Raw genomic sequence first — 11474 nt, forward strand, 5'->3', positions numbered from 1 at the left:
CGAGCCTCCTGAAACATCCTTCGAGATGCCATTCCCAGGGGAATGGCTCCTCAGGATGAGGGCTCAGGGAGTTGTTGAACAGGCTCTGTGCAGCTTGCGTGCCGGCTGACGGGGCTGGTCAGCCGCCGAGCGCTTCCCGATGGGCTCTCGCCAGATCGGCCATGCTGTTGAAGCGGAAATCGTATCTCGGCATGTCGCCCGGATGCATGGTCGCGCCGAAGCCGTCCTTGTCGTGGCGGCGGTAGATCCAGCAGGAGGCCAGGCCGTGTCGGTTCGCCGGGCTATGGTCGTGGAACATGCTCTCGGCGGTGTGCAGGACCTCGTCCTTGCGGATGCCGAGTGTCTCCAGGTTGCGGAGCATGTAGTCGAAATTGCGCTCCGAAGGTTTGTAGGAGCCGATATCCTCGGCCGTGTAGATCGCGTCGAAGGCGACCTGGAGCTTCGCATTGCTGGCGGCGAAGCTCTCGTTGTCAACGTTAGACAGGATCACCAGCTTGTAGTGCTGTTTGAGATACTGGAGCGCCTCGGCGGAATCCGGGAAGGCCGGCCAGTTCTTGACCGATTGCCCATAGGCGACGCACTCGTCCCAGGAGATGGTGAGGCCCCACTCCTCGGCGAGGCGCTTGTAGACGATCGCCAGCAGGTCCCGGTAGAGCCGCGCCGGCGTCTGCAATTGCTGCGACGATTCATGACGCGCATGCGCCTCCAGTACCTGATCACGCGTGGGCGGCGTGGCGAGCCGGCCGGTGAGCGGCTTCAGCCCCTCGAACATGCCGGTCTCCCAATCGATCAGCGTGCCGTAGCAATCGAAGGTCAGGGCTTTGAAATCGGTCAGCTTCATCGGTCCGTTCCTGTCTTTCAAGGAAAGCTAGGTGAGCTCAACGCCTAATCCTATAGGTATCGGACACTTAAGTGTCCGGCCGGTTCGCCGGCGTGCAAGCGGCGGAGGGAGCGATCGGCGATGGATGTCGATTTCCGGCTGGCCTTCGAGAATGCCCCGGTCGGTCTTGCCATCGGCCGCAACCGCGTCATCCTGGCCTGCAACCACGCCTTCGCGCGGATGTTCGGCGGCACGCTGGAGGACCTGGTGGGCCAGAGCTTCGAGCGGCTTTACCCGACACAGGCCGATTACGAGGAGGCCGGCAAGCGCGTCGGCGCGCGCCTGTCCAGCGAGCCCAGCTATGCCGACGACCGCGTGATGCGGCGGCTCGATGGCAGCCTGTTCTGGGTCCGGGTCAGCGGTTCCACCCAGACGCCGGAGGATGCCCATGGCCAGGCGCTATGGGTGTTCTCCGAGCTCGGGCAGGCCCGGCCAGCCGGGCAGTCGCTGCGGACATCCCTGACCGCGCGCGAGCGCGACGTGGCCGCGCTGCTGATCGACGGCAAGACGGGCAAGGAGGTCGCCAAGGCCCTGAGCATCAGCCCGCGCACCGTCGACATCTACCGCGCCCGGCTGCTCAGGAAATATAACGTCAGCAGCACGAAGCGGCTGATCGAATTGCTGTTAAGCGGCTGATCCAGCACGTTCTAGCGCAGCAGGAAGCCGTGCCGCAGCGGGTCGTCGCGGTCAATGAACCAGGTCGCCTGGCCGCAGAGATGCGCGCTGCCCGAGACTTCCGGGATGATCGCGTCGATCTCCCCGAGCTTGGTCTCCTGCAGCACCCGCCCGGTCATGATCGAGCCGACGATGGATTCGTTGACCAGGAGATCGCCGGGCTTCAGCAGCCCCTTGGCGTGGAGCAGGGCGGTGCGTCCGGCCGTGCCGGAGCCGGTCGGAGAGCGGTCGAGCTGCCGGTCGGCGAAGATGCAGCAATTGGCCTGCGTCGCCTTGGGGTCGAGCGGATCGCCGTCGATGATCGTGCCGTAGATATGGTTCAGTTCCGGGATCTCCGGATGCACGACCGGGAAGGCCTGGTTGGCGGCGATCTTCACCTCGGCGCCGAAGCGGATCAGCGCCTCGGCATTCTCCCGGCGGATCGCGAGGCCGAAGGGCCGGCCATCCGTGTAGAAATAGAAGGCGCCGCCGAAGGCGATGTCGCCGGTGACCTTGCCGAAGCTCGGCGTCTCGACGCCGACATCGCGATGGACGAGATAGGACGGCACGTTGACGAAGCGCACGCTGGCGGCGCGCTTCCCGTCCCAGGTGACGAAGGCTTCGATGAAGCCGCAGGGCGCGTCGATGCCGACGCGCGTCTCAAGCTCCGTGCGCCTGACCCAGCCGAGCTCGACGGCCGCGGTTGCGAGCGCGATGACGCCATGGCCGCAATGGTCGCTGTAGCCTTCGTTATGGACGAAGATGACCCCGAAATCGGCCTCGGACGAGACGGGCTCGGTCAGGTATCCCGCGTACATGTCGGCATGGCCGCGCGGCTCGAAGATCAGTGCCTGCCGGATCTCGTCGATATTGTGCTTCACCCAGTCGCGCCGCTGAACGATGGTCCGGCCGGGCAGGCGCGGCAAACCACTGGTCACGATGCGGAACGGCTCGCCGCCGGTATGAACCTCGACGGTCTGGATGACGCGATCGGCCTGCATCGTTCCCCCTGATGCCCATGTTGCGGCACAGCCTTGAGCAGGTTCGGGCGCCATCCGCAAGACAGCGCCCGACCAGGCATCGGCGCTTTAGCCGATGGTCATCAGGCTGGCATTGCCGCCGGCCGCCGTGGTGTTGATCGAGGTCGAGACCTCCTCCAGCAGCCAGTTCAGGCAATAGGCGTCGGGATCGCGCGTCAGCTCCTCCGTGCTCGCCGCCTGGACCAGCACGAGCGGGCCGGAGAGCCGGGCGATGCGGCGGTTGACCTCGGCGATCCGCCGGGTGTCGCCCTCGACCAGCGCACCCGAGAACGGGCCGTCGGCCTCCCAGTCCGAGGTCCAGCTCACGCGGGCTTCGACCGCAGCCGGCAGGCCCGACAGTGCACCCTTCAGCCCGGAAGCTGCGTCGATGACGAGCTGGTTGCCCGTCGCCAGCGCTGCCGCGACCTGCCGGTAGAGGCCGGCTTCGGTCTGCGGCACGAGCAGGATGCGACCGCGCGGATGCAGCGCGTAGAGATTGCGCTCGCCGACCGGGCCGGCCAGCTCGACGGCGAGCCCGAGCGCCGAATGGCCGCCGATCTCGCGCGCGGTGCTCGCTTCGGCGTTCAGCCCCTTGCCCGCGAGCCAGGCGGCATATTCGAGCACGGCCGGATCGGTATGGATCGAGCTGTGCTGCGGCGGGATCGGCGCCTTGCGCACGAGCCGGCCGATATAGAGCGGCCCGCCCGCCTTCGGCCCGGTGCCCGACAGCCCGCGCCCGCCGAACGGCTGCACGCCGACCACCGCGCCGATGATGTTGCGGTTCACGTAGAGATTGCCCGCCTTGATGCGGCTGGTGACATGGGCGATCGTCTCGTCGAGCCGCGTATGCAGGCCGAAGGTCAGGCCGTAGCCGGAGCCATTGACCTCGTCGATCAGCTTGTCGAGATCGTCGCGCTGATAGCGGATGACATGGAGCACGGGGCCGAAGACCTCACGCTTCAGGTCGGAGAGGCTCTTCAGCTCGACGATGGTCGGCGGCACGAAAGTGCCCTTCGCCGCGGCATCCGGCAGCGGGAGCTGCTCGACCTTGCGGCCGAGGCTGCGCATGCGTGCGACATGCTCGTCGATCTCGGCTCTAGCGCCCTCGCTGATCACCGGGCCGATGTCGACGCTGAGCCTGTCGGTGCGGCCGATGGTGAGTTCCTTGAGCGCGCCCTGCAGCATGTGCAGCGTGCGGTCGGCGATGTCCTGCTGCAGGCAGAGCACGCGGAGCGCTGAGCAGCGCTGGCCGGCGCTGTCGAAGGCCGAGGCGATGACGTCGGCGACGACCTGCTCGGCCAGAGCCGAGGAATCGACGATCATGCCATTCTGGCCGCCGGTCTCGGCGATCAGCGGGATCGGCTTGCCCTCGGCCGAGAGACGCTCGGCAAGCTGGGCCTGGATGCCGCGCGCGACCTCGGTCGAGCCGGTGAACATCACGCCCGCCGTCTCCGGTGCCGCGATCATCGCCGCACCGAAACGTCCGCTGCCGGGCGTGAACTGCAGCGCGCCGCGCGGGACGCCGGCCTCGTGCAGGATCCTGACGCTCTCATGCGCGATGATCGGCGTGACGCCGGCGGGCTTGGCCATCACCGCATTGCCGGCGACGAGCGCCGCCGCGACCTGGCCGGTGAAGATCGCCAGCGGGAAGTTCCATGGGCTGATGCAGACGATCGGCCCCAGCGGCGCATGGGCCGGACCGAGCGTCTTGCGCGCCTGGTCGGCATAGTAGCGCAGGAAGTCGATGGCCTCGCGCACCTCGCTGATCGCATTGGCGGCCGACTTGCCGGCCTCGCGCATGGCGATGCCCATCAGCGTCTCGATGCGCGCCTGCATGATGTCGGCGGCGCGGTCGAGGCAGGCGGCGCGCTCGGCCGGGGGCACGGCGGCCCAGGCCTTGCCGCCCTCGGCAGCGAGGCCAGCGATCCTGGCGGCGTCCTCGACCGCAAGCTCGGTGACCTGCCCGACGACGTCGGAATGATCGGCCGGGTTCAGGATCGGCCGCGTCGTGCCTGCGGTGGAGTTGTCCGCCAGCAGCGGCACGGCGTGCCAGTTCTGGCCCACCGTCGCTGCGAGATTGCCGGCGAGCTCGGCCAGGGAGGCCTCGTTGGAGAGGTCGATACCCCTAGAATTGGCGCGGTCGGCGCCGTAGAGGTTTTCCGGCAGCGCGATCTGGTCGTGCAGCATGCCGATGACCGGCATCGCCTCGACGACATCGACGGGGTCGGCGACGAGCGAGTCGATCGTCACCTTCGGATCGGAGATGCGGTTGACGAAGGAGGAGTTCGCGCCGTTCTCGAGCAGGCGCCGCACGAGATAAGCGAGCAGCGTCTCATGCGTGCCGACCGGCGCGTAGATGCGGCAGGGCCGGTCGAGATTGTCCTGGCCGACGACCTCGTCATAGAGCGGCTCGCCCATGCCGTGCAGGCACTGGAACTCGTACTTCCCGACGGCGAAGTCGGGGCCGGCGAGATGATGGATCGTCGCCAGCGTCTGGGCGTTATGCGTGGCGAATTGCGGAAAGATCGCGTCCGGCGCGCCCAGGAGCTTGCGGGCGCAGGCGACATAGGCGACGTCGGTATGGACTTTGCGGGTATAGACCGGGAAATCGGCGAGCCCGTCGACCTGAGCGCGCTTGATCTCGGCATCCCAATAAGCGCCCTTGACCAGGCGCACCATCATGCGCCGGCTGGAGCGGCGGGCGAGATCGATGATCCAGTCGAGCACGAAGGGGCAGCGCTTGCCATAAGCCTGCACCACGAAACCGAGCCCGTTCCAGCCCTGGAGCGCGTTATCGAAGCTCAGCGCCTCCAGCAGGTCGAGCGAGAGCTCCAGCCGATCGGCCTCCTCGGCATCGATGTTGAGGCCGATATCGTAGGACTTGGCGATCAGCGCGAGCTCGCGCACGAGCGGCAGCAATTCGCTCATGACGCGGCCGGCCTGCGCGCGGCTATAGCGCGGGTGCAGCGCCGAGAGCTTGATCGAGATGCCCGGGCCTTCATAGACGCCGCGCCCGTTGGCGGCCCTGCCGATCGCATGGATCGCGTTCTCATAGTCGCGATAGTAGCGGGCGGCATCGGCGGCGGTGGTCGCGGCCTCGCCAAGCATGTCGTAGGAATAGCGGAAGCCGCGCGCCTCCAGCGGGCGGGCACGCTTCAGCGCCTCGTCGATGGTCTCGCCGGTGACGAACTGCTCGCCCATCATCCGCATCGCCATGTCGACGCCGCGGCGGATCACCGGCTCGCCGGCACGGGCGATGAGGCGCGTCAGGGCGGCGGCGAGGCTACGATCATTGACGGTGGAGGTCAGCTTGCCGGTGACGACGAGGCCCCAGGTCGCGGCATTGACGAAGAGCGACTTGCCGCCGCCGACATGGGACTTCCAGTCGCCGTCGGCGATCTTGTCGCGGATCAGCGCATCGCGCGTCGCCGTGTCCGGGATGCGCAGCAGCGCCTCGGCGAGACACATCAGCGCCACGCCCTCCTGGCTGGAGAGCGAATATTCCTGAACCAGCCCCTCGACGCCGGTGCCCTTGTGCTTGGCCCGCAGCGCCTCGATCAGCTTGCGTCCCGTCGCGGCGATTTCCTGCTTGCTCGCCGGGGCCAGCTTCGCCGCTGCCAGCAGGGGCGGAAGGCATTCCGTCTCGGGCCGGCGATAGGCGGCGGTGATCGCCTGGCGCAGCGCCGACTGCTCGCGGATCGGCGGGGCGAAGCCCGTGAAAGGCGCCGGGCTGGTGGCGGTGTTGGCGGCGGCGGCGGTGGCTTGGCTCATGGCGGGTCCCGGCGGGTTCGAACGCGACGGGCCGGGGGCGGAACCCTCTCCCGTTCTTTGCGCGGGAGCTTATCACGAGCGCGATTCTCGCGCGGTCCAATCTTCGCTATCCTGTGGTCCGTTCGGACTTCTGATTTGGAGATCGCAAGTGAAGAAGCCTAAGGAAACGCTGATCGAAGGCGATCTGGACGCGCTGGATCGTAAAATTCTCGACGTTCTCAGGGAGGACGGCCGGATTTCGATCGCCGAGCTCGGCGCGCGGATCGGCCTGTCCAAGACGCCCTGCCAGATCCGGTTCCGCCGGCTGGTCGATGACGGCTATATCGAAGGCTTCCGGGCGACGCTCAATCCGGCGAAGCTCAAGCTCGATCACATCGCGTTTGCCGAGGTGAAGCTGTCCGACACCACGGAAAAGGCGCTGACGAAGTTCAACGAGGAGGTCAAGAAGATCAGGGAGGTCGAGGAATGCCACATGATCGCCGGGCGTTTCGACTACCTGCTGAAGATCAGGACGCCGGATATCCGGCGCTACCGGGCCGTGCTGGGCGAGAAAATCTCGAACCTGCCCCATGTCGCGAACACCTCGACCAATGTTGCGATGGAGACGGTCAAGGAAACCTGGTGAGGCGCCGGGGGCGGGTCGCTTCTATGCCGGCACTTTCACGGACACAGGCCGTCATTCCGGGGCTTCGCGTGAGCGAAGAGCCCGGAATCCAGAACCCATGTCGTCTCTATGAAAGGCGCGGTTGGGCCACCTGTTATCTGAGGAAGGGCATCGGTTCTGGATTCCGGGTTCAGGCCTCAAGGCCTGCCCCGGAATGACGACGCAAGCCCCTGCAACTATCCAGACCTTCTAGGCTTCCAGTCCCGCCTTGCGGCTTTCCAGCGCCGAGATGACGCGGAAGCCGATCGAGCGGAAGGGTTCGGGCGCGATCCAGCTTGCCTCGCCCATGATCGTCTCGACCTCCCCGGCGTCGCCGACGCCGCGGATCAGCTCGGCGAGCCGGCGGCCGAGCATGGTGCCCTTGGCGAGGCCACTGCCGTTGCAGCCGCCGGAGGCATAGAGCCCCTCCTCGAGCTTGCCCCACCAGGGCGCGCCGTTCATCGTGAAGGCGGTCGCTCCGCCCCAGATAAACTCGAAATCGACATGCCGCAGCTCCGGCCAGCGGCGATGGAAGCGGTCGCGCAACTGCCGCTCGGCGGTGGCCTGCACGATCTCCTGGTCATGGGCATAGAGCGAGCGGACCATGAGCCGGTCGCGGCCGATGCGGCGCAAGGTCGTGCCGAGCCGGTGCGAGGGCAGCAGGCCCCAGGCCGGGGACTGGCCGAGATGCCCGATATCGTTCTCCTTCACGGCCTCGGTGACGGCGGCATAGGTGAAGATCGTCGCCATGCGCGACTTCAGATAGCCGAGGCGGGGGATGAAGCCGTTATTGGCCAGCACCACCGTCCGGCAGCGGATGCTGCCGCCTTCGGTGGCGAGCCGCCAGCCGGGACTTTCCCGACGCATCTCGCGGACCGGGCTCTGTTCGTAGAGCGTGACGGTCGCGGGCAGTGCGTCGGCGAGACCTCGGATCAGCGCGGCCGGCTGCAGCAGCCAGGTGTCGTGCATATGGAGGCCGTAGCGGTAATAGTCCGCGCCGATGCGCTCGCGGATCCCGGCGCGGTCGAGGATCGTGTGCTGCAGATTGTTGGCGCGGGCCACTTCCGCCACCTTGCGCAAGGAGGCTTCGCCTTCCTCGGTCGCGGCGGCGCGGATCGAGCCGACCTTCTGCATGTCGCAGGCGATATCGTTGTCGCGGATGATGCCAAGCAGCCAGTCGAAGGCCTCGGTGAAGAGGCGGCTCTGGTTGCGGGCCTTGTCCGCCATTTCCATCGAGGCGGTGCGCGGCAGCACGTCGGGCGTGGTGAACCCGGAATTACGCGCGGAGGAGCCTTCGCCGACCGTCGTCGCCTCGATCAGGGCGATACGCGCCTGCGGGTCGAGCTCCTGCAGGCGCCGGGCTGCCGCGACGCCGGTATAGCCGGCGCCGACGACGGCATAGTCGACGGTGATGTCTTCGCCCAGCGGGGCGCGTGGCGTGCGCGGGGGAAGCATCGTGTTCCAGCCGCAGGTATTGGCGTATTTCGGATAGGTCAGCTTGGACATGGCTTTGTCGGGTATGGAGGAAGGCCGCGCCCCGGGGGCGCGGCCGATGAGCGGTGTCAGTCGACGAAATGCGTCTGCTCTGTCACGAGCGGGCCGAGCGACATCGAACCCTTGAGGTCGAAGCCCCAATTGAGCTTTTCGCGGCGCGCCCAGACCTGCCCGGTCTCGGTGATCGGGATCGCGCAGATATTGGTGATGATCAGCTTCTGCGCTTCCTGCCAGAGAGCGATCTGCTTCTTGGCGTCGGTCTCGCCGCGGGCCGCCTCGATCTGCTTGTCGGCGATATCGCAATGGCTGAAGTTGGTCACTTGGCCGGGCTGCCCGATCGCGCTCTTCGAGTGGTAGAACTGCGTCAGGTAATTATCCGCGATCGGAAAGCGCGCGGCGCCGTACATGACGAGCGGGCTCAGATCCTTGCGGATCATCTGGTGCCAGGTGGCGTGCTCGACCGGCTGAAGATTGAGCGTGATGCCGCCATCCGCGACCTGGCCCTGGATGATCTGGGCGGTCGATTCCAGGCTCGGCAACTGGCTGGCGAGCATGGTCACGGTCAGGCCGTTGGGGAAGCCGGCCTCGGCCAGCAGCTTCTTGGCCATGGCCGGGTCCGGCGGCAGCACGCCGGCGTTCTCGTTGAAGCCGAGATTGTTCGAAGGGATCGCCGATTTGCCGGCGCGGGTGAAGCGCGGGCCGCGATACTGGGCGATCTTGCCCGCGTCGATCGCATGGGCGAGCGCCTGGCGGACCTTGATGTTGTCGAAGGGCGGCTTGGTGACGTTGACGTGGAGGACCGTCAGCTCGGCCGGGTCGAAGCTGTCGACGACCACGCCTGGATTGGACATGGTGCGCTGCAGCCAGCGCTGGTCGGCGAGGCCGGTCGCGGCATCGACCTCGCCTGCGACGAAGGCGAGGTCCCGCGCGGCGCTGTTGTTGAGAAAGCGATAGGTGATCTTGGTGAGCTTGGGCTTGCCGCGGAAATAGGCGTCATTGGCCTTGAAGGTCACGGCCTGGCCGGGGGTGATCACATCCAGTTCGAACGGGCCGAAGCCGACCGGACTGCGCCGGAAGTTCTCGCCGCGCTCCTCGAAGGCCTTCTTCGAGATGATGAAGCCGCCGGCATAGTTGGTGAGCAGGCCGAGCAGGCTCGGCACGCGGTTCGACAGCGTGATGCGCACCGTCTGCGGATCCACCGCCTCGACCTTCTGGAAGGCGGCATAGTCGCTGGCGAAGGCCGAGCGCTTGGGATCGCGCGCCTTGTCGAGGCTGAAGACGACGTCGTCGGCCGTGACGTCGCCATAGCCGTGCTGCCATTTCACGCCGGGGCGCAGCTTGAAGGTCCAGACGAGGCGGTCGTCGCTCGCCTGCCAGCTTTCGGCGAGATCGGCCTCGATCGTGGCCGGATCGGTCGAGCCGGGGGCGAAGCGGACGAGCCCGCCGAAGATCCAGGCGGAGAGGATGCGGTCCGAGGTACTGCTGGCGTAGTGCGGATCGAGCGTGCCGACATCGACGGCCGCGGCGCCCAAGGTGAGCTCGGTCTTCGCGGCCAAGGCCGGGAGCGATGTCATGAGGCCGAAGCCGAGGATGCCGGCGAGAAGTCCGGCCCTGGTCGAAGCTGTGCTTTTCATTGTTAGCCTTCCCCTGTTGAAACCAGTCGCAGCCGCGCCGGCTGGGTGCCGAGCGCGGCGAAAAGAGGCCGGAAGCCGGCCGTCGTGAGCCCGTCGAGCGCAACCAGGATCGCATCCTGCCAGTCGGGCTGTACCGTCGCGGAGCCGATGCGCCGGAATTTCTCGGTAACCTGTGCGCGGTTCATCGGGTTGGCGACGTCGCCGAGCGGGTAGGGCACCGTCAGGCTGCGCGGGCCGTCGCCCTGGTCGATGACGACGCGGCAGGGCGTGCTCTTCGGAAAAGCGGCAGCGAAATCGTCATGGGCGGAGAGCTCGATCCGGCCTGCGAGTTCGAGCACCTGCGGGTCGTGGAGATGGGCGGGGTCGACCGGCTGCAAGGCGGCGGCGCCATGGATCGCCGCGAGCGCGCAACTGAAATAATAGCTGTATTGCCCGCCTTCGAGCGTCTGCGGCGCGCGCTCGTTGGCGAGTCCGAGACCGCGCGGGAAGGTCTCGATGCGCAGCGACAGGATCGGCCTGCCGAGCTCGCGCAGCGCCAGGATCGCATCGACCGCCGCATGCATGTAGCGGCAGCAGGCATAAGGCTTGAGGTAGCAATCCTGCAGCCACCAGCGCGCTCCGAGCCCGCCGGTCAGCACGCCGCGGGTGAAGCGGTCGTCGCGGTCGAGCAGGTCGCGCGGGCCGGTGGCGCCGGCCCGCGCCCGGTAGGCGCCGGTCAGGCCGGCGACGACGGCCGGCGGAATGACCTCCTTCACCGTGCTGCCCTGGTATTTCGAGGTGCCCATCGGATAGCTGATCGGGCCTTCGGCGCCGGCGATCGCCATGGCATGGGCGAGCGCCGGGGCGTCGAGTCCGAGCAGCCGTCCGGCCGCAGCGGCGACGCCGTAATTGACCCAGCGACCGCTGCTATAGGTCTCGATAGTCGGCGTCGGCCGCGACGTCGCGACCCTGAGCGCGACGTCGTAGCCGAGCGCGATGGCGTCGAAGATGCGCTCGTCGGAGGCGTCGAGTGCCTGGCCCACGGCGAAGGCGGCCGGGATGACGCCGGCCCCGGCATGGCCGGCTGCGCCGCGATGGCCGTCATCGATATCGAGCGCGCTCGCCGCCGCTGCATTCGCCATGGCGGCGCCGGCGACGCTCAGCTTGGTGCCGGTCAACCAGATGCCGGCGGGGCCTGAGCCGTAGAGCTGTTCGGCCGCGATGCGGGCTGCCGTGGCCAGCCGCGAATCCAACCCGGCGGCTGTGGCCCCGATCAGGTCCGCGACCAGAAGCGAGGCGCTTTCCCGGGCGGCTTCCGGCAGGGTGCCCTCAGGGTGATCGGCGACGAAGGCGGCGAGTTCCTCGATGGCGTGCATGGTTCGCGTTCCGGCTTCTCGGTG

The 11474-nt window shown here is 67.4% G+C and carries 8 protein-coding genes; 2 read left to right on the top strand and 6 right to left on the bottom strand.

What is annotated here, in order from left to right; genetic code table 11:
- Nucleotides 1-118 precede the first annotated feature (118 nt).
- The gene (locus OCUBac02_RS07240) at nt 119-841 is read right to left on the bottom strand and encodes a haloacid dehalogenase type II (RefSeq protein WP_173044516.1); all 723 of its coding nucleotides are present in this window, start codon (nt 839-841) and stop codon (nt 119-121) included.
- 120 nt (nt 842-961) lie between these two features.
- Between OCUBac02_RS07240 and OCUBac02_RS07245 the strand changes: the two genes are divergently transcribed.
- Entirely contained in the window at nt 962-1516 is a 555-nt protein-coding gene (locus OCUBac02_RS07245) for a LuxR C-terminal-related transcriptional regulator (RefSeq protein WP_173044518.1), read from the top strand.
- Nucleotides 1517-1527: 11 nt separating this feature from the next.
- Here the strand turns inward: OCUBac02_RS07245 and lhpH are convergent, their stop codons facing one another.
- A complete protein-coding gene (gene lhpH, locus OCUBac02_RS07250; RefSeq protein ID WP_173044520.1) occupies nt 1528-2535 on the bottom strand; it encodes a trans-3-hydroxy-L-proline dehydratase in 1008 nt (335 codons plus the stop codon).
- Between the two features lie 87 nt (nt 2536-2622).
- Complete coding sequence (gene putA, locus OCUBac02_RS07255; RefSeq protein ID WP_173044522.1) at nt 2623-6324, bottom strand: trifunctional transcriptional regulator/proline dehydrogenase/L-glutamate gamma-semialdehyde dehydrogenase; 3702 nt, start codon at nt 6322-6324, stop codon at nt 2623-2625.
- Nucleotides 6325-6472: 148 nt separating this feature from the next.
- On the opposite strand from putA, the gene OCUBac02_RS07260 reads away from it, so the two are divergent.
- Complete coding sequence (locus OCUBac02_RS07260; RefSeq protein WP_244639190.1) at nt 6473-6949, top strand: Lrp/AsnC family transcriptional regulator; 477 nt, start codon at nt 6473-6475, stop codon at nt 6947-6949.
- A gap of 228 nt (nt 6950-7177) precedes the next feature.
- On the opposite strand, the gene OCUBac02_RS07265 is transcribed toward OCUBac02_RS07260, so the two are convergent.
- From OCUBac02_RS07265 to OCUBac02_RS07275, 3 genes are read right to left on the bottom strand one after another with little or no spacing between them, the layout of a single operon-like run.
- The gene (locus OCUBac02_RS07265; RefSeq protein ID WP_173044524.1) at nt 7178-8473 is read right to left on the bottom strand and encodes an NAD(P)/FAD-dependent oxidoreductase; all 1296 of its coding nucleotides are present in this window, start codon (nt 8471-8473) and stop codon (nt 7178-7180) included.
- Nucleotides 8474-8529: 56 nt separating this feature from the next.
- A complete protein-coding gene (locus tag OCUBac02_RS07270; protein ID WP_173044526.1) occupies nt 8530-10095 on the bottom strand; it encodes an ABC transporter substrate-binding protein in 1566 nt (521 codons plus the stop codon).
- A gap of 2 nt (nt 10096-10097) precedes the next feature.
- Nucleotides 10098-11450, bottom strand: coding sequence for an MmgE/PrpD family protein (locus OCUBac02_RS07275; protein WP_173044527.1), 1353 nt, complete (start codon nt 11448-11450; stop codon nt 10098-10100).
- Nucleotides 11451-11474 lie beyond the last annotated feature (24 nt).

Origin of the sequence: Bosea sp. ANAM02 (genome assembly GCF_011764485.1) — a bacterium.
Lineage (GTDB): Bacteria > Pseudomonadota > Alphaproteobacteria > Rhizobiales > Beijerinckiaceae > Allobosea.